The sequence below is a fragment of the Pontivivens ytuae genome (assembly GCF_015679265.1).
In the GTDB taxonomy this organism is placed as follows: Bacteria; Pseudomonadota; Alphaproteobacteria; order Rhodobacterales; family Rhodobacteraceae; genus Pontivivens; species Pontivivens ytuae.
Window position 1 is genome coordinate 475,962 of record NZ_CP064942.1, and the last position, 16,672, is coordinate 492,633.

At 69.5% G+C, this 16,672-nt stretch carries 16 protein-coding genes and 1 tRNA gene; 9 read left to right on the forward strand and 8 right to left on the reverse strand.

Annotated elements, in window-relative coordinates; all coding sequences use genetic code 11:
• Window positions 1–10: 10 nt before the first annotated feature.
• Window positions 11–949: an MBL fold metallo-hydrolase gene (locus I0K15_RS02190; RefSeq protein ID WP_196103823.1), complete on the reverse strand. Its 939-nt coding sequence runs from the start codon at window positions 947–949 to the stop codon at window positions 11–13.
• A 133-nt stretch (window positions 950–1,082) separates the two neighbouring features.
• Here I0K15_RS02190 and I0K15_RS02195 point away from each other — a divergent pair, with 133 nt between their 5' ends.
• A complete protein-coding gene (locus I0K15_RS02195; RefSeq protein WP_196103824.1) occupies window positions 1,083–1,673 on the forward strand; it encodes a TetR/AcrR family transcriptional regulator in 591 nt (196 codons plus the stop codon).
• A gap of 7 nt (window positions 1,674–1,680) precedes the next feature.
• Here I0K15_RS02195 and I0K15_RS02200 read toward each other — a convergent pair whose 3' ends face one another.
• Window positions 1,681–4,077, reverse strand: coding sequence for a YbcC family protein (locus I0K15_RS02200; RefSeq protein WP_196103825.1), 2,397 nt, complete (start codon window positions 4,075–4,077; stop codon window positions 1,681–1,683).
• Between the two features lie 23 nt (window positions 4,078–4,100).
• Window positions 4,101–5,660 carry a proton-conducting transporter transmembrane domain-containing protein gene (locus I0K15_RS02205; protein WP_196103826.1) on the reverse strand — a complete coding sequence of 520 codons (1,560 nt, stop codon included), beginning with the start codon at window positions 5,658–5,660 and terminating at the stop codon, window positions 4,101–4,103.
• Window positions 5,661–5,767: 107 nt separating this feature from the next.
• On the opposite strand from I0K15_RS02205, the gene I0K15_RS02210 reads away from it, so the two are divergent.
• Window positions 5,768–6,661: a LysR family transcriptional regulator gene (locus tag I0K15_RS02210; protein WP_196103827.1), complete on the forward strand. Its 894-nt coding sequence runs from the start codon at window positions 5,768–5,770 to the stop codon at window positions 6,659–6,661.
• Here I0K15_RS02210 and I0K15_RS02215 read toward each other — a convergent pair.
• The 3 genes from I0K15_RS02215 to I0K15_RS02225 form a co-directional block, all read right to left on the reverse strand.
• Window positions 6,652–7,149 carry a lactoylglutathione lyase family protein gene (locus tag I0K15_RS02215; protein WP_196103828.1) on the reverse strand — a complete coding sequence of 166 codons (498 nt, stop codon included), beginning with the start codon at window positions 7,147–7,149 and terminating at the stop codon, window positions 6,652–6,654. The genes I0K15_RS02210 and I0K15_RS02215 overlap by 10 nt on opposite strands.
• Before the next feature lie 69 nt (window positions 7,150–7,218).
• Entirely contained in the window at window positions 7,219–8,370 is a 1,152-nt protein-coding gene (locus I0K15_RS02220) for a mandelate racemase/muconate lactonizing enzyme family protein (RefSeq protein ID WP_196103829.1), read from the reverse strand.
• A gap of 78 nt (window positions 8,371–8,448) precedes the next feature.
• Complete coding sequence (locus I0K15_RS02225) at window positions 8,449–9,339, reverse strand: LysR family transcriptional regulator (RefSeq protein ID WP_196103830.1); 891 nt, start codon at window positions 9,337–9,339, stop codon at window positions 8,449–8,451.
• 113 nt (window positions 9,340–9,452) lie between these two features.
• Here I0K15_RS02225 and I0K15_RS02230 point away from each other — a divergent pair, with 113 nt between their 5' ends.
• The 4 genes from I0K15_RS02230 to dctP all read left to right on the forward strand — a co-directional run bounded on the left by I0K15_RS02230 (window position 9,453) and on the right by dctP (window position 13,442).
• Window positions 9,453–10,412 carry a Bug family tripartite tricarboxylate transporter substrate binding protein gene (locus I0K15_RS02230; RefSeq protein ID WP_196103831.1) on the forward strand — a complete coding sequence of 320 codons (960 nt, stop codon included), beginning with the start codon at window positions 9,453–9,455 and terminating at the stop codon, window positions 10,410–10,412.
• Window positions 10,413–10,493: 81 nt separating this feature from the next.
• Window positions 10,494–10,952 (forward strand): tripartite tricarboxylate transporter TctB family protein, encoded by a 459-nt coding sequence (locus I0K15_RS02235; protein ID WP_196103832.1) that lies wholly within the window; start codon window positions 10,494–10,496, stop codon window positions 10,950–10,952.
• Window positions 10,953–10,956: 4 nt separating this feature from the next.
• Window positions 10,957–12,447: a tripartite tricarboxylate transporter permease gene (locus tag I0K15_RS02240; RefSeq protein ID WP_196103833.1), complete on the forward strand. Its 1,491-nt coding sequence runs from the start codon at window positions 10,957–10,959 to the stop codon at window positions 12,445–12,447.
• Window positions 12,444–13,442, forward strand: coding sequence for a TRAP transporter substrate-binding protein DctP (gene dctP / locus I0K15_RS02245; protein WP_196103834.1), 999 nt, complete (start codon window positions 12,444–12,446; stop codon window positions 13,440–13,442). Before I0K15_RS02240 ends, dctP begins: the two co-directional genes overlap by 4 nt.
• Window positions 13,443–13,450: 8 nt before the next feature.
• Here dctP and I0K15_RS02250 read toward each other — a convergent pair whose 3' ends face one another.
• Window positions 13,451–14,350 carry a LysR family transcriptional regulator gene (locus tag I0K15_RS02250; protein WP_196103835.1) on the reverse strand — a complete coding sequence of 300 codons (900 nt, stop codon included), beginning with the start codon at window positions 14,348–14,350 and terminating at the stop codon, window positions 13,451–13,453.
• Between the two features lie 110 nt (window positions 14,351–14,460).
• On the opposite strand from I0K15_RS02250, the gene I0K15_RS02255 reads away from it, so the two are divergent.
• Both I0K15_RS02255 and I0K15_RS02260 read left to right on the forward strand, forming a co-directional pair.
• Complete coding sequence (locus I0K15_RS02255) at window positions 14,461–14,862, forward strand: nuclear transport factor 2 family protein (RefSeq protein WP_196103836.1); 402 nt, start codon at window positions 14,461–14,463, stop codon at window positions 14,860–14,862.
• Between the two features lie 141 nt (window positions 14,863–15,003).
• Window positions 15,004–15,378 carry an NUDIX domain-containing protein gene (locus I0K15_RS02260; RefSeq protein ID WP_230374241.1) on the forward strand — a complete coding sequence of 125 codons (375 nt, stop codon included), beginning with the start codon at window positions 15,004–15,006 and terminating at the stop codon, window positions 15,376–15,378.
• Between the two features lie 53 nt (window positions 15,379–15,431).
• Here the strand turns inward: I0K15_RS02260 and I0K15_RS02265 are convergent.
• Window positions 15,432–15,521, reverse strand: a tRNA-Ser gene (locus I0K15_RS02265).
• 142 nt (window positions 15,522–15,663) lie between these two features.
• Between I0K15_RS02265 and I0K15_RS02270 the strand changes: the two genes are divergently transcribed.
• Window positions 15,664–16,644, forward strand: a complete 981-nt coding sequence (locus I0K15_RS02270) for an SPOR domain-containing protein (protein ID WP_196103838.1) — start codon at window positions 15,664–15,666, stop codon at window positions 16,642–16,644.
• The last annotated feature ends 28 nt before the right edge of the window (window positions 16,645–16,672 follow it).

Below are 16,672 nucleotides of genomic sequence, written 5' to 3' on the forward strand. Positions count from 1 at the left end.
CCCGAAGCGTTCAGCTCGCCTCGCCCACCGTGCCGCCGAGCTGGAGCGCCACACGCTCGGCCGCGAAGGCCAGCACCTCCTGCCGCGTGTTGCCGGCGACACCTTCGAGGAAGGGCCAGTCGGCCTCCATCGAGAAGACGATGCCGTCGGTCTCCTCCGGCGTCATCACGTCGTCCCCGTCGAGCGCGTTCGCCACCCGGTCGCGTAGGGCGGTGAGGAAGACGCGTTGGGCCGCGACCTCGTCCAGATCCACCGGCGACGGGCCGTGGCCGATATGCAGCTGGTCCTTCGCGTCGTAGCGGGTCGCGAGCGTGTCGAGCTGGTCGAGCCAGGCCTCCACATCCTCGAACGGGACGGCGGGCGCGCCGACATTCACCAGGTCGCCGATGAAGGCGAGGTCGGCCTCCTCGACCGTGACGGTGAGGGTGGATTCCGCCTCGCTCGGACCGAAGATGTCGAAGCGGAGCGTGGTGCCGCCGATCTCGCGCACCTCTCCGTCGGAGACGACGGTGGCGTCGGCCACGGCTTCCGTCAGCACCTCCTGCGTCGGGAAGCGGTCGCCGTGGCGCTGGTTGCGCATCTCGATGAAGCCGCGGCCATCGGTGCGGATCGAGGCGAGCGTGGTGGCATCGGTGATCACCTCGGCCTCCGGGAACGCCTCGAGCCAGACGGGCAGACCGCCGTAGTGGTCGGTGTGGGCGTGGCTGATGATGATGGCGGTCACCGGCTGCGCGGTGGTGGCGCGCAGGTGGCGTAGGGCGCGCTCGGCCTCCGGCAACAGGCGCTGGGTGTCGATGAGGACGGTGCCGGCCTCTGTCTCGAACCAGTGGGTGTTGACGCTGTCGACGTCGCGGACCTGGCTCGCATAGCTGTGCACGGTCAGATCGTCGGCGAGCGCCATGCCCGGCATGAGCGCGAGGGTCAGGGCGAGGTTGCGGAAGGTGGTCATCTTGATACTCCAATGCTGCGGTCGGGCGTCCATTCTTGACGCCTGTGTCAAAGTTGGGGTGGGAAGGCATTCTTGACGAGAGTGTCAAAGACGGAGATGTGGAAACAAACCGTCACCCGCTGGAGGGGCCCGAATGGTCGGCATCCGGAAATTCGACGAGGCAAAGCTGATCAAGGACGCGATGCGCACCTTCTGGGCGCGGGGTGCGGCGGCGACCACGATGGCGGACCTCGCGATGGCGACGGGGGTGCAGCGCGGCAGCCTTTACAACGCCTATGGCGACAGGGAGACGCTGCTGATCGCGGCGCTCGACCTCTATGCCACGCGGTGGCGGGCGCAAGCGGTGCAGGCGCTCACCGATCCGGAGCCAGAGGCGGCGGTGGCGGGGTTCCTGCAGGTCCACACCGACCGCATGGCCGATCCTGGCAACCCGCCGGGCTGCCTGATGACGGAGGTCTCGATGGAGCTCGCCGATCTGTCGGAGGCGGTGGCGCAGCGGGTCGCGATGCACTTCCAACAGACCGAGGACGCGCTGCAGGCGTACTTCGAGGCGGCGCAGGGGCGTGGGGCGTTACACCCTCCGCTCCAGCCCCGGCCCAGCGCGCGCTTCGTCGTCGCCACCAGCCGCGGGATGGCGGTGATGCACAAGGCCCATGGCGGGCGGATCGACGTGGTGGAGGATGTGGCAGCCTCGGCCAGCCTGCTCTTTCGCCGGCCGAGGTGAGGGGTGCTTAGCCGGCGGCCTTGAGCTCCGGCGTTGCTTCGGCGGCGTGCTCCACCGGCTCCCATTGCAGATCGCCCGCGTAGCGCCAGGCCATCCGGCCCGTCTCGTCGAGCGCGAAGAGGTGGAGCCAGCGGTTGTCGAAGAGTGCGCGCACGCCGTCATGGCGGCCGAGGATCTCGGCCATCGCCTCGCGCGGAGCCTCGATGCAGACCGACAGGCGCAGCGGGTCGTGAACATGGCCCTCGCCATCGTGGACCGACTGCCAGGGCAGCCCGGCGCGCAGGGTGCCGCCGTTCCCCTCGATCACGCCGATGCCGCCCGTGACGTTGTGCAGGAGCTTGTTGCCCGAGCCGAAGAGCGTCGGCGCCACGGTCGAGCCGTAATACTGCAGGCTGATCCAGCTCGCGACCACGACGGGCGCGGTCATGATGAGCTCCAGCACGCTGAAGCTCTCGTCCTGCCGCCAGTCGTAGTCGTGGAGGAAGGCGCGGCCGGCGAGGCTCTTGCCCGCGGTCCGCTGGCGTGGTGCAGCGACGAAGGCCTTGCACCCGGCGAGCGCCCATTCGGGGCGGGTCTCGGCCCAGTCGCGGCTGCGGATCGCGATGTCCCCCTCCCCCGCGGCGCGCGGCAGGCGCAGCGCCCGCTCGGCCCGGGTGCTCTGCCCGGCGGTGGCGAGCCAGCTCTCGGCTTGGCGGAGGTCGTTGGCATGGTCCTTCGACGGGTGGTCGTCGGCATAGATCGTGACGGCGTCCGTCGTGGTGTCGTGCAGCGCGCCGAGGAAGAGAGTGTCCGCCGGAACCTCGATCCCCCGCGGCCGGAGTGCCGCGCGCACCTCCGCATCGTTGAGCAGGGCTGCGAGCAGGCGGGCGTTGACCTCGCCGGAATAGCCGCCGCAGGCGCCGCAGTGGAGGCCGCTGGCGTGGGGGTTGTTGACCACGTTGGCCCCGTGGCCCGCGAGCAGGATCAGCCGGGCGAAGTTGCTCGTGAGGGACATGGCGCGCAGCACCGTCTCCGCCGCGTCGGTCCGCGCGTCGAGATCGAGCGCGGGGTCGAGGCGCGGGGCGGGTTCAGCGGGCGCGGACGAGGGCGCAAGGCCCAGCGCGTCGCGCACCAGCTTGCCTGCGTAGATCGGGCCCGTCGCCTCGACAAAGGCGAAGGAGGAGACGGCGGCGAGCTTGAACCGGCCCCAGGCGCGGGCGGCGCGGGCCTTGAAGCGGGCGGTGAGATCCGCTTCCTCCTCGCCCGCCGCGGTGGTGGAGACGCCGGGGTTCAGGAGCACCGGCAGCCGCCGCTCCTCGACATCGGAGGCGAAGGACTTGTGCGCGACCGGCAGGCCGAAGAAGCCCGCGAAGCCGAGCGTGCGGATGTTGGGATCGACGGCCTCCAGCCCGCGGCGGAAGATCTCCGACCGGACGTCGATGCAGAACGCGGCCTGCAGCGCGGGGCGGCTGTCGGAGGCCGCGGGCGCTGGCGCCGCGAAGGTCTGCGCGAGCTCCCGCTGGGCGGCGCGCTCGGCGGCCTCCTGCAGAATGGCGTCGATGACGTGATCCGCGGTCGGGGCGAGCGGGGCGGCGTGGGCGGTGCGCACCTCCGCCCACCGCGCGGCGATCTGGTCGGCGTGCTGGGTGAAGAGCGCCTCCTCCCACAGCAGCCGGATCGCGAGCAGGTCGGTGATGGTCGCGTCATGCTCGCCAGCGAGCTCCGCCTGCCAGAGGGTGTAGCGCGCATACTGCGCCCAGCCGCCAAGGGAGAGCAGGAGCTGGTGGAGGTAGGTCTCCAGCGCGTCATCCATCAGGCCCAGCGTCTCGATGGCGCGGGCGGTGGCGGCGGAGGCCGTCTCCGGCGCGTCGGCGACGAACTGGGCGAAGCCTGCGAGGCCCGCGATCTCTGGCGTCAGGTCGTGGGTCGCGACCTCGCGCCAGGCGGCATAGGCCCCCCTGCCCTTCGGCGCGGCCCAGAGCGCCTGGCCCTGGTCGAAATAGCCGGCGGTCCAGGCGCCGATCCGCTCGGCGAGGAGGCCGGGCCAGTCGGTGCCCGACGCCTCCGCCGCGAGATCGGCGATGGTGGGCAGGGCTTCGGGGGCGGCACGCTCGGCCCCCGCGGAGGTGCGCAGGGCAGCGAGGTCGGCCGGGGCGCCCGCCGGGGCGGTGGCGAGGGCCGCGGTCAGGTCCTCATCGGTGATGGTGCCGTCGGCGATGCGCGCGGCATACCACGTGCGGTCCATGGTGACCGGCGCTCCGGCGACGCGGCCGAGCCGGGCGGCGACATCCGCAAGGCCCTCCCCGGTCTGGCCGAGGAACGGGTTCACCGCGACGGAGGAGGCGAGCGGCCAGACCGGCGGGATCGCCCGGGCGGCGGCGTCGGTGGCGGCGGCGAGCGCTTCGGAAGAAAGCGAGAGGGTCATCGTTCGTACTCCTTCGCGAGAGATCAGGACGTGGACCGGCTGGACCAGCCGCCGAGCAGCCGGTCGAACACCGCGTTGGCGTAGAGCCCGTTCGAGAGGTGGACGCGCAGGCCCGCCGCCGCCGGGTGGTAGGCCCAGAGCGGGAACATGGCCTGTGCGACCGCCACGAGGCCGAAGCTGACGAGGGCGAGCACGATCAGCGCCCATTCCAGCGGCCCCGGCGCAGGCGTCGGCGGCAGGGTGCCGGACATCAGGCCCTCCGCCGCGGTCTGCAGCGCGAAGTAGCCGATGGCGGCGGCCACCGAATAGGCGGCGGTGCGGCGCGTCAGGATGCGCGGCGCGGCATCGGCGAGCCCCTGCGCCAGCAGGTAGGCGACGCCGAAGATCAGGATGGCGCCCAGCGCGATCGCCTGCGGCGACTTGCCGGTGAAGCCGAAGATCAAGCCCACCACGGCGTAGATCGCCAGGGCCAGCAGGAAGGCGCGGCCCACCGCGGCCCCGTTCGGGATCGCCACCGGACCCGGCCGCCGGATCGAGGCCACGCCCTCCACCGCCATGCCGGAGGCGAGGAACGCATGCGCCTTGTAGAGCGAGTGCGCCACGATGTGCAGCAGTGCGAGCGGGAAGAGCGCGAGGCCGCATTGCAGGATCATAAAGCCCATCTGGGCGACCGTGGACCAGGCGAGCGAGGTCTTCACCGCCGGCTGGGTCAGCATCACCAGCCCGCCGAAGAGCGCCGTGAACCCACCGATCATTACGAGCACGGCCAGCACGCCGGGCGAGAGCAGCATCACGTCGGCGAAGCGGATCAGCAGGAAGCCACCCGCGTTGATCACCCCGGCGTGGAGGAGAGCGGAGACCGGCGTCGGCGTCTCCATCACCTCGGTCAGCCAGCCATGGGTGGGGAACTGGGCGGATTTCAGGAGGGCCGCGACGGCGAGCAGGATCGCGACGGCGACGGCGATGCCCCCGCCCTCACCAAGGCGCGCGGCGGCCAGGATCTCGGCAATGTCGCCGGTGCCATACTGGATAAGCAGGAGGATCGCGGCGCCGATCAGCGCGGCATCGCCGAGGCGCGCGGTCACGTATTTCTTGCGCGCCGCCCGCTGGGCCGCCACCCGCTCGGGGTAGTGCAGCAGGAGCTTGTGGAGGAAGAGGCTCGTCGCGATCCAGGCGGCGACCAGTTGCAGCAGGCTGCCCGCCGTCACCAGCAGCATGACGGCGGCAAGCGTGGCGCAGAGCCAGCCGGTGAAGCTACCCTGCCGCGCCTCGCCGTCCATGTAGGTGGCCGCATAGCGCAGCACGACCCAACCGACGAAGGTGACGAGGAGGAGCATCACGGCGCTCAGCGCATCGAGCCGGATCGAGAGGCCGAGCCCTGCGACGCCGATCAGCGGGCTGTTACCGCTGCCCGCCGCGATCAGTGTGATGGCCGAGAGGACGGCGACGCCAAAGGCGGCGAGCGCCGCGAGCTCCACGGTCTTGAGCACGGAGCCGGGGCGCTGCTCCGGCCCGCGAAAGGCGAGAAACGCGGCGAGGATCAGCGCGAGGGGTGCCAGAAGCGGCAGGAAGGCGAGCAGCATGTCAGGTCTCCCGATGGTCGGCGTGACGGTTGGGGAGCCATGTAGCGGCGCACCCTGATTATAGAAAATACATTGTTTATCCCGTTTCGTTCGCTTTAGTAGAACACATGGCCGAGCTGAACTATCACCATCTGCGCTATTTCTGGGCCGTGGCCCATGACGGGAACCTCACGCGGACGGCGGAGCGGCTGAACCTGTCGCAATCCGCCGTCTCCGTTCAGATCCGGACGTTGGAGGAGCATCTGGGCCACGCACTCTTCGAACGGCGGGGGCGGCAGCTTCACCTGACGGAGGCGGGGCGCATCGCGCTCGACCACGCGGACACGATCTTCGCCGCGGGGACGGAGCTGGTGGGCACGCTGAAGGAACGCGGGCGGACGCGGCAGGCGATCCGTATCGGGGCGCTGGCAACGCTCTCGCGCAACTTCCACATCGAGTTCCTGCGCCCCATCCTCGGCCGGCCGGATGTGGAGGTCGTGCTGCGCTCGGGCACCACGGCCGAGCTGTTGCTGGGGCTGGAGACGCTGAACCTCGACGTCGTGCTGATGAACCAGCCGCCGCCGCGGGATGCGGCGACGCCCTTCGTCTCCCACCGCCTGGCGGAGGAGGCGGTGAGCCTTGTCGGCACGCCCGAGCTGGTCGCCGGGGGCGCAGATCTGCGCGATTATCTCAGTTCGCAGCCGGTGATCCTGCCGACGATCGAGACCAATGTGCGCATCGGCTTCGATGCACTGACCGACCGGCTGGGCCTGCGCCCGCAGATCGCTGCCGAGGTGGACGACATGGCGATGATGCGTCTTCTGGCACGGGAGGGCGCGGGCCTCGCGGTCCTCCCGCCCATAGTCGTGCAGGACGAGCTGAGCGACGGGCGGCTGGTGGAGGCGGGGCATCTGCCGGGGATCAGCGAAACCTTCCACGCGATCACGATGAAGCGGCGTTTCCCGAACCCCCTGCTCACCGACCTGCTGGGCACCGTCCGGCCGGAGGCCAATCAGACATAGGCGCCGGAGGAGTAGGTGAGCTCGTAGCCGTGGCTGTAGAGCTCGAAGACGATGCCGAACGGATCCTCGACATAGACCATGCGGTAGGGCTTTTCGCCCGGGTAGTACTCCCGCACCGGCATGCGCTGCCGTCCGCCCGCTGCAACGATGCGCGCGGCCAGTCCCTCAATGTCCGGGTCCTGCACGGCGAAGTGGAAGAGGCCATGGCGCTTGTAGTCGAGGTTGTTGTCCTGAGCGTAGTTGCCGGGAAACTCGAAGATCTCGATGCCGATCCCGTCGGCGGTGGACAGGTGGGCGATGCGCAGCGAACCCCAGCCCTCGCCGAAGACATCGGTGCACATCACGCCGATGGCGCTGTCATCCTCGACCGCCTCGGAGGGCTGCATGATGACGTAGAAGCCGAGGACCTCGGAGTAGAAGCGGACGGCCGCTTCGAGGTCGGGGACCGAGAGGCCGATATGGGAGAAGGTGCGGGGTGTGGTTGTCATGCCATGCTCCTGCCAGACGCGTGTGAGGGGTCGTGGCAGGACAGATAGGTGGCGGCGGATGCGGGACGATCAGCCGTGCTTGAGCACAGGGCTCTCCTCGCCCACGCCGCGCATCGGGGCCTCGAGCGCGGCGGCCAGGGCGTGGGGATCGAGGCCGAGGCCGGGGCGGTCGGGAATGCGCAGGCGGCCCTCGACCACCTCCACCGCATCGAGCCCGGCGAGGTCGTAGAACCAGTTGTGCATCATGTGGAACTCGACGGAATGGGCCGCCGGGTGGGCTGCCGCGACATGCAGCGAGGCAAGGAAGAGCACCGCGGAGCTGGACGAGTGCAGTGTCAGCTCCGCCCCCGCCTCCTGCGCGATGTTGCCGACGGCCAGCGTCTCCTCCACCCCGCCGCACGCCGAGACGTCGGGCATCAGGTAGCCCACGCCGGCCTCGGCGAGCCGGGCGAAGCTGGTGCGCCAGGGTAGTGTTTCGTTGCCGCAAAGCGGGATCGGCGCGCGGGCGGCAAGGCGGTCGTGCCCCTTCCAGTCGTCGGGGATGATCGGGGCCTCGAACCAACCCACCGCGTGGGGCACGAGCGCATCGGCGAAGCGGGCGGCGGCCTCCTCGTCCTTCGTGTAGTGCGCGTCCACGTAGAGGTCGACGTCCGGCCCGATGGCCGCGCGGGAGGCCGCAACGCGGGCCACGTCGGTGTCGTGATCGGCACCGCCCACCTTGATCTTCACGCGGCGGTGGCCGCGCTGGACGTAGCTCACCAGCTCCTCGCCCAACCGCTCCGGCGTCTTGTCTGGGGCGTAGAGCCCGCCCGAGGCATAGACCGGCACCTCCGCCGACGTGCCGCCGAGGAGCTGCCAGAGCGGCACGCCCTCCTGCCGCGCGCGGATATCCCAGAGCGCCATCTCCACCGCCGAGAGGGCGACGGCGAGGATGCCGTAGCGCCCGCTCATCACGCAGGCGTCGCGGACGCGGGCGTTGAGATCGCGGGCCTCCTCGAGAGTGCGACCAACCACCAGCGGGGCCACATCATCCTCGATGGTCGCCTGCAAGGCGGCTGTGGAGGCGTAGGAGGTCCAGCCCTCACCGACGCCGACCGTCCCGTCCTCGGCCGTCACGAAGCAGAAGAGCATCGGCTTGTGCGTCCAGGTCCGCCGCGCGTTGCGCTGTTGTCCCGACATCGGGATGCGGACGGCCTTCACTTCGACTGACTTGATCTGCATGTCCGGCCTCCTGTGGGCGCAGGTTAGGCAGCGGATCGCTCTTTCAGCAAATGCAAAGGTTCGAGTTTCACTTGCAGATCAGGCAACTCTCAACGTGTCGAAGACGGCGGCCATGCAGTCGCGGAAGACCGTGGCGGCCGGGGTGAGCGTGACGCCGCGCGGGGTGAGCACGCCGTATTCCAGCGGGAAGGCCGGTGCGATCGGGATCACCTCCAGCGCCTCCGGAACGGCGCGGGCGGTCACGGGATCGGTGATCGCGTAGCCGAGGCCGCGGGCCGCCAGCATGCAGGCGACCTGGGAGGAGGACGTGCTCATGCCCGTGCGCGGCACGATGCCCGCGGCGGCGAAGATCGCTTCGGTCTGGCTTTGCAAGAGGGTGTCGGGGGTGAGCGCAATCAGCGGATGCTCGGCCAGCGCCCGGGGCTCCACCACCTTCTGCCCGGCGAAGGGGCCGCCGGGCGCGAAGACGGAGACGGCGTTCAGCGTGCCGAGCGGCTGGATGTCGAGCTGGTCGCCTGCGACCGGCAACGGGCCGAAGCCCACGTCGAACTGCCGGCCGCCCAGCCACCGCTCCATATCGCGGCGATGATGCGTCTCCACCGTCAGGTCCACGTCGGGCATCTGCGCCCGGAACGCGGCGGCTGCATCGGGCAGCGCGCCCCCGGCGAGGCGGGACATGACGACGACGCGCAGGCGGGCGTCGCCGCCCTGCTTTATGTCCTTCGCGATGTTGCCGAGCTGCTCGATGCCCGTCAGGATCCGCTCGGCCTCGCGGTGAAAGCGACGCCCCTCCCCGGTCGGACGCAGCGTGCGCTTGTCCCGGTGGAAGAGCGCGAAGCCGACCTCGTGCTCCAGGTTGGAGATCAGGCGCGACACGGCGGGCTGGCTCAGGTTCATCGCATCCGCCGCCGCCGACAGCGACCCCCGCCGCAGGACGAAGCAGAAGGCGGTGAGGGATTTCAGGTGCATCGCAATTCATCCGCTTTTCGAAAGAGTCGATTTCAACTTTGCATTTGCCTTATGAAATTGCACGCCCGACCATGAGGGGCAATGACAAAGCCACTGCTTGGGGAGGATGGGCGATGATTGAGAGACGGACATTAGTGAAGGCGGCGGTGGCCGCGACCCTGCTGGCGAGCCCGCTGGCCGCGCAGGACTTCCCCAGCAAGCCGATCACGCTCGTCGTGGGTTTCAATGCCGGTGGCGGCACCGACACCTATGCGCGCGCCCTCGCGGGCACGATCAACGAGGCGCTGGGCATGCCGATGGTCGTGGTGAACCGCCCCGGCGCGGCCGGGATGATCGCGGCGCAGTTCGTCACCGAACAACCGGCGGACGGTTACACGCTCTACATGGCGAGCGCGGGCTCGTTCCTCGTGAAGGCGATGTATGACGGCGAGGCAGCGCCCGTGCAGCCGCTGGAGGACATGCGGATCCTCGGTCAGATCGGGGCCTCGATCCCCGGCCTGCTGGTGCCCATCGACAGCCCGTTCCAGAGTGCCGCCGACCTCGTCGCTGCAGCCCAGGACGATCCTGACGCGCTGCGCTGGTCGCATCCGGGGCGCGGCTCGCTCTTCCAGCTCACCGGCGTCGCGTTCCTGCAGGAGAACGGGATCGCGGTGCAGGACGTGCCCTTCCAGGGTGGCAGCCGGGCGCGCAACGCGGTGGCGGGCGCGCAGGTGGATTTCGGGTTCATGGGCGTGCAGCTTCAGAACGGGTTCGAGAGCCAGATCCGCGCGATCGGCGTTGCAGGCTCCGAGCGGGATCCGGCGAACCCGGACACGCCGACCTTTGCCGAGCAGGGCCTGCCGGACGTGCCGCTGACCAATCCGCAGATGATCATGGCCTCCGCCGAGGTGCCGGACGACGTGGCCGCCATCATTTCCGAAGCGATCGCCGCGACGGTCGAGGGCGAGACCTATGGCCGCCTCGTCACCCGCGCGGGGCTCTCGGTGCAGGGCGGGACGCCGGAGGAGGCACGCGGCCGGCTCGAGGCATTGCAGGCAGAACTGGAACCCCTGGTCGAAGCGACACGGGAGTAAGACTGCGGGCCGGGGCACTGCTCCGGCCCCGCCAATAAAGAGGGTCCAGCTTGGGGGAGTGGGGCCGCGAGGGGACATCGAATGATACGCAGCGCGGATTTCTGGACCGGGCTCTGCCTGGCCGTCGTGGGGGCGGCGCTCCTGCTTCTGACCTACGACATCAGGCTCACCGAAGCGGGTCTGATCGGGCCGCGCTTCGTGCCGCAGGCCGTTTGCGTGCTGCTGATCGCGGGAGGGCTGGCGTTGGCCTTCGGTCCGACCTCTCCGGGGGGTGAGGCGGGCCCCGCGTTGCCCTGGCGCGCGGCCGCGTTGGTTGCGGTAGGCATCGGCCATGTCGTGCTGACGCCGCTGATCGGATACCTTGCCACGAGCGCGGCGGTCGCAGGTGCCGCGGTGGTGCTCTTCGGCGCGCGGGACTGGCGGGTGATCCTGGCGACGATGCTCGCCCTGCCCCTAGCGCTCCACCTGATCTTCATCGAGCTGATGGGCGTGTTCATGCCGCGGGGCCGCTGGTTCGACCTGCTGGCGCTGCTGGATTGAGCGCATGGATATTCTCGACGGTTTCGCCACGCTATTCGCCAACCCGACCGCGCTGGGCTTCGTCGCACTCGCGGCCTTCATCGGGGTGGTGATCGGCGCCCTGCCCGGCCTGACGGCCGCCGCCGCCATCGCGATGCTGGTGCCGCTGACCTTCTATCTCGACCCGCTGGCGGCCCTCGCGTTCCTCTACGTGATCGGGAAGTCGGGGCGCTATGGCGGGTCGGTCGCGGCGATCCTGTTCAACACGCCGGGCACGACGGCGTCGGTCGCGACGATGACCGACGGCTATCCGATGGCCAAGCGGGGCGAGAGCGTGCGAGCGCTGCGCATGGCGACGGTCGCCAGCGTCTCGGGCGACCTGATCGGCGACATCATCCTGATCTTCGGCGCGGCGCTAATCGCGACGCAGACCGCGAAGTTCGGGCCGCCGGAGTACTTCGCGGTCTACATGATGGCCTTCCTCGTCATAGGGTCGGTCGTCGGCGCCTCCGTCATCAAGGGGCTGCTGGCGACGGTGCTGGGGATCGCGGTGGCACTGGTCGGCCTCGACCCCATCACGGGACAGGCGCGCTGGACCTTCGGCGTGCTGGAGCTGGAGAACGGCTTCACGCTGGTGCCGCTGCTGATCGGGGTCTTCGTGATCTCGGAGCTCATGGTGCAGGCCGAGGCGCGGCTGACCGGCCAACAGGCGCGGGTGATCGACCGGGCGAGCGGCGCGGGGGCTGCGCTGCGCTGGCTCGACGTGCGGCCGCTGGTGGGTGTCATCACCCGCTCCGCCCTCTACGGCGCGGTGATCGGGATCATGCCGGGGCTCGGCTCCTCCGTCGCGGCCTTCGTGGCGTATGGGGAGGAGAAGCGGCGCGCGCCGGACGGGCACGAGTGGGGCACGGGCAAGCTGGCCGGTGTCGCAGCGCCCGAGGCCGCGAACAACGCGGTCTCCGGCCCCTCGATGATCCCGCTGCTGACGCTCGGTGTGCCGGGGACCACGGTCGCGGCGATCCTGATGGGCGTCTTCTTGATCCACGGGATCCCGATCGGCCCGACGCTGTTCGTGGCCGCGCACGACCTCGTCTACGGCCTCTTCGCGGCGGGGCTGATCGGCATCGTGCTTTACGGCCTGATCGGCTGGTTCTTCGGCCCGGCGATCGGACGGGCGATCGCGGCGGTGCCGGCGGGCCTCGTCTATCCGGCGATCTTCATGATCACGCTGATCGCGGCCTATACGGGGCGGCTGAGCCTCTGGGACGTGCAGGTGATGCTGGGCGCGGGCGTGCTCGGCTACGCCATGCGCCGTCTCGGCTTCCCGCCCGCCGCCTTCATCATCGCATTCATTCTCGCCCCCGGTGCGGAGGAGGCCCTGCGCCAGAGCCTGCTCCTGTCACGCACCGGATGGACGATCTTCATAACAGAGCCGGTCGCGGCCGCCTTCCTGACCGTGGGGGTCGGGGTGGCGTTGTGGCGCAGCCTCCGGCCCAGCCTGAGGACTACGCCATGAAACGCTATCTGCTTCCGCTTGCCATCTGCGCCGCCCCGGCGGCCGCCCAGGACCTTCCGCCCGAATGCGACAGAGGGGAGCTGCATGTCCCCTTCTCCCATGTGAATGCAGGATCTGGCCACCCGAAGGGAGAGGCGGCGGCGGAGCTCGCACGCCGGGTCAACGTCGAGTTCGACGGCACGCTCTGCATGAGCGTCCACCCGCGCCGCGCGATGTATGACGACGAGGATCTGCTCAACGCCATGATCGACGGCGAGCCGCTGATGGGCGCGCCCTCCACCACGCAGTTCGACCGGCTGACGCCGCGCTACCGGATCTTCGACCTGCCGTTCCTGTTTGAGAACATGATCGCCGCGCAGGAGTTCCAGATCTCCGACGACGGGCTGGAGCTGCTGGCCGCACTGGAGCAGGACGGCATCCACGGCCTCGCCTACTGGTCGAACGGCATGCGCCAGCTCACCGCGAGCCGACCGCTGGACGAACCGGCGGATGCGGCCGGGCTCACCTTCCGCGCGCAGCCCTCCGCAGTGATCGAGCGGACCTTCTCGCAGCTCGACGCGACCTCGATCCGGATGCGCTTCGGCGAGGTCTATGACGCGCTGGCCGATGGCAGCATCGACGGGCAGATGAACTCCTTCGCCAACATCTTCGCCGAGCGGTTCTACGAGGTGCAGAACTGCGTGCTGGAGGCGAATGTCAGCGCGGGCACCTATGTCGTGGTCGCCTCCACCCCGGTGATCGAGGCGCTGGGCGAGGATCTGGAGCGCTTCCAGTTCCTGCTCGACGAGGTCACGCATGAGCGCAACGGCTTCACCTTCGAGCTCAACGAGCTGGCCAAGATCCGCATCCGCGGCGATGGCGGCTGCGTGCGCAGCATCCCCGACGCAGAGCGCGCCGACTGGGTCGATGCGCTCGATCCCGTTCAGGTCGAGTTCACGGAGGAGATCGGGGCGGAACTGATCGAGGCCGCGCGCGCGGCCAGCGGCAGCTTCTGAGCCGGGCGTCAGGGCATCATCTGGCGGCGCACGACGTCGCCCACCTGCCCCCGCAGCCACATGTGGAGCGGATCGGTCCGCCGCCGCTCATGCCAGCAGAGCCGCACCGGCACGGGGTCGAGATCGAAGGGCAGCCGGGCGGTCGCGAGGCCGAACCGCCGGGCGTGGCACCGGGCAATCGGCTCCGGCATCGTCGCGATCGCGCCGGTGCGTGCGATCAGGTCCGGGATGGCGACGAAGCGGGGCGTCCACGCGATGACCTTGCGCGCGTGCCCCATGTTGGCGAGCCGCTGATCGGTGTAGCCCGCCTCCTCGTTCCGAAAACCGACGGCCACATGGGTCGCCTTCAGGTAAGCATCCAACGTGGCCGGAGGCATCGCGTCGGGCCGGTGCAGCAACATGAAGCGCTGCTCGAAGAGCGTCGCGGCCCCCAGCCCGCGCGGCGGAGGCGGCGCCACCGACACGGCGAGGTCGACCCGCCCATCTCCGACCCCGGGCCAGATCGACTGGTGGTCGACCTCCCACACGCGCAGCACAAGCCCCGGCGCCTGCTCGCGCAGATGCGAGACGAGTGCGGCGAAGGCCATGTCGTGCACATCGTCCGCCAGCCCGATCGTCACCTGGGCGCGGATGGCGGTTGGATCGAACTCCGAATGGGTGAGCGCCTGGCCGATGACATGCAGCGGCTCGCGGATCTCCAGCCACAGCGCCTCGGCCCGCGGGGTGGGCTTCACGCCCTTCGGCGTCTTCTCGAACAATCGGTCGCCGAGGATGTCGCGCAGGCGCGCGACCGACTGGCTGACCGCGGGTTGCGAGCGGCCCAGGCGCTCGGCCGCCAGCCGCAGGTTCCGCTCGGACATGATCGCGTCGAAGACGATCAGGAGGTTCAGGTCGGGCCGACTGCTCATAACTCCAGCTTATGATGCTCACTCAGCCGTTCAATTGGAGACTATGAGGCCGAACACGTAAATCAGAGGCATCGGCAGCGATGCCACACTCCAGCGAAAGGACCGGAGCCATGATCACCTCGAACCTGCGCATCAATCAGTTGAGCGACGACGCCTACCGGAGCTACCTGCAATATCTCGAAGCGCTCGACGCCAAGGATATCGACGCCTATGCCACCTTCCTCGCCGACGACGTCTCGATCCAGTTCGGCAACGCCCCTGCCGTGGAAGGCAAGGAGGCGGTGGTGGGCATGCTGGCGGGCTACTGGCAGAGCTTCCGCAGCATCGAGCATGACCTCACCAACATCTACGGCACCGACCGAGCCTACGTGCTGGAGGCGCTGAACCACTACGAACGGCATGACGGGCGCAAGGTCACGGTGCGCGCGGTCGCCTTCACGGACCGGGGCGAGGACGGACTGGTCACCTCCATCCGCGTCTTCGGCGACACCTCCCCGGTCTTCGAGGAGTGACGCCTGGGTAGCCGCGACTGCCTTCGAGCGGGAGGCGTATCGGTGCTGCGCTTCGAGCGGTAGGCTCGGGGAATGACAGCAAGCGCCTACATCGATGGCATCAGGGCGAAGATCGGCCACGACCTCCTCCTGCTGCCCAGCGTGGCCGCCCTGATCCATGACGGAAGGGGGCGGCTGCTTCTGCAACGAAAGGGCGGCTCGCAGGGTTGGAGCCTTCCGGCCGGCGGGATCGAGCCCGGCGAAACGCCGATCGAGGCTCTCCGCCGCGAAGTGCTCGAAGAAACCGGCATGACCTTCGGCGAGGCAGATCTCGTATCGGTTCTGGGCGGCGCGGGATTTCGCTACCGGTATCCGAACGGCGATCACGTCGAATACACCGTCGCCGTCTTCAGATGCAGATCAGCTCAGCCGTCGCAGTCCGTTATCGATCCCGAAACACAAGAACTGAAGTACTTCGCCGAAGCCGATATGCCGCCCCTCGCACAGCCCTACCCCAAGGCGATCCTTTTCCAGTAACCGCTCGGTCCGCGAAGCAGTCATCGTGCGAAGGGGACGGCGACAGCAAAAGTTGGCGGAGGCGGTGGGATTCGAACCCACGAGACGGTCACCCGCCTGCCGGTTTTCAAGACCGGTGCCTTCAACCGCTCGGCCACACCTCCGACCCGGTGATGCCTACACGGGCCGACGCGGGGCGTCCAGCGCTGCCCTTTCCTTGGTCGAAACCTTCCTGTAGGCTTCGCGCAGCAGCAAGACGACGGGGTGCATCACGCCCCGCGACCGGATCGAGGCGGGGCAATTAGCATGGCACGGCGTGCATTGGTGGCGGTTCTCTGGACAGGGGCCACGGCCCTCGCGCTTTCGGCCTGCGAGACTCAGGACGACGAGGCGGCGCTGACCCGCGAAACGCCTGTTATTACAGAGGAAGAGCCAGCGCGCGTCGAGCCGGTGGTCGAGGAACGGCTGACGCCGCGGCCCGACCTCTTCTCTCTTCAGGATGAGGCGATCTGGGATGGCCGCCCCTCGCTGGGCGGGGCTTGGATCGCGCACCCCGATGTGGGCAATCCAGAGCGGGTCGAGGTGACGGACGTCACCAGCGGGCAGTCGATCACCGCGGCACTCTTCCGGCGCGAAGCGGGCCTGCCGGGCCCGGTCTTCCAGCTCTCCGCCGATGCGGCGCAGGAACTCGGCGCGGAGCCGGGCGTTCCGCTGGAGGTCGAGGTGATTGCGGTCCGGCCCGAGGTCGTCGATGTGGCCGATGACGCCGCCGAAGGCGATGCCGAGGAGGCCGAGAGCAACGCGGCGGAGGTAGAGGACGCTGTCGATGTCGTTGCGGAGGGCGAAGCAGCTGCGGCAGCCGTCGACGAGGCCGCCGCCCCGGCGGACGACGAGGCTGCAGAGGTCGAGCTTGCCTCCGACGAGGCCGCAATCGCGGAGATTGCGGCGGCCATCGTTGCAGCCCCCGATCCCGAGCCCGCCATTGAAGCGGCCGCCCCGGCGGTCGAGGAAGCCGAGGCGCCGCAGCCGGTCGCAGAGGCCGTGGCCCCTGCCCCCGCTGCCGCACCCGACACGCCCTTCATGCAGGTCGGCATGTTCGGGGTCCCGGGCAACGCCGAAGCACTGGTGGAACGGCTGCAGGCCGAGGGGCTTGCTGCCCGCGCCCTGCCCGCCGGTAGCCTCACCCGTGTCGTCGTCGGCCCCGCCGAAAGCGACGCGGAGCTCGCCGAGACCCGACAGCGCCTGCGCGAGCTGGGTTTTTCGGACGCGATCGCCATTTCCCTTTAGAGTAACCGTCGGTTTGCCAAGGAGTGTC

What these genes read in the sequence shown, in the direction of transcription:
- I0K15_RS02210 (WP_196103827.1), top strand. Translation starts at nt 5,768, where the DNA reads ATGGCCGAGCTGAACTATCACCATCTGCGCTATTTCTGGGCCGTGGCC.
- I0K15_RS02215 (WP_196103828.1), bottom strand. Translation starts at nt 7,149, where the DNA reads ATGACAACCACACCCCGCACCTTCTCCCATATCGGCCTCTCGGTCCCC.
- I0K15_RS02240 (WP_196103833.1), top strand. Translation starts at nt 10,957, where the DNA reads ATGGATATTCTCGACGGTTTCGCCACGCTATTCGCCAACCCGACCGCG.
- I0K15_RS02190 (WP_196103823.1), bottom strand. Translation starts at nt 949, where the DNA reads ATGACCACCTTCCGCAACCTCGCCCTGACCCTCGCGCTCATGCCGGGC.
- I0K15_RS02225 (WP_196103830.1), bottom strand. Translation starts at nt 9,339, where the DNA reads ATGCACCTGAAATCCCTCACCGCCTTCTGCTTCGTCCTGCGGCGGGGG.
- I0K15_RS02205 (WP_196103826.1), bottom strand. Translation starts at nt 5,660, where the DNA reads ATGCTGCTCGCCTTCCTGCCGCTTCTGGCACCCCTCGCGCTGATCCTC.
- I0K15_RS02230 (WP_196103831.1), top strand. Translation starts at nt 9,453, where the DNA reads ATGATTGAGAGACGGACATTAGTGAAGGCGGCGGTGGCCGCGACCCTG.
- I0K15_RS02250 (WP_196103835.1), bottom strand. Translation starts at nt 14,350, where the DNA reads ATGAGCAGTCGGCCCGACCTGAACCTCCTGATCGTCTTCGACGCGATC.
- I0K15_RS02235 (WP_196103832.1), top strand. Translation starts at nt 10,494, where the DNA reads ATGATACGCAGCGCGGATTTCTGGACCGGGCTCTGCCTGGCCGTCGTG.
- I0K15_RS02255 (WP_196103836.1), top strand. Translation starts at nt 14,461, where the DNA reads ATGATCACCTCGAACCTGCGCATCAATCAGTTGAGCGACGACGCCTAC.
- I0K15_RS02270 (WP_196103838.1), top strand. Translation starts at nt 15,664, where the DNA reads ATGGCACGGCGTGCATTGGTGGCGGTTCTCTGGACAGGGGCCACGGCC.
- dctP (WP_196103834.1), top strand. Translation starts at nt 12,444, where the DNA reads ATGAAACGCTATCTGCTTCCGCTTGCCATCTGCGCCGCCCCGGCGGCC.
- I0K15_RS02200 (WP_196103825.1), bottom strand. Translation starts at nt 4,077, where the DNA reads ATGACCCTCTCGCTTTCTTCCGAAGCGCTCGCCGCCGCCACCGACGCC.
- I0K15_RS02220 (WP_196103829.1), bottom strand. Translation starts at nt 8,370, where the DNA reads ATGCAGATCAAGTCAGTCGAAGTGAAGGCCGTCCGCATCCCGATGTCG.
- I0K15_RS02195 (WP_196103824.1), top strand. Translation starts at nt 1,083, where the DNA reads ATGGTCGGCATCCGGAAATTCGACGAGGCAAAGCTGATCAAGGACGCG.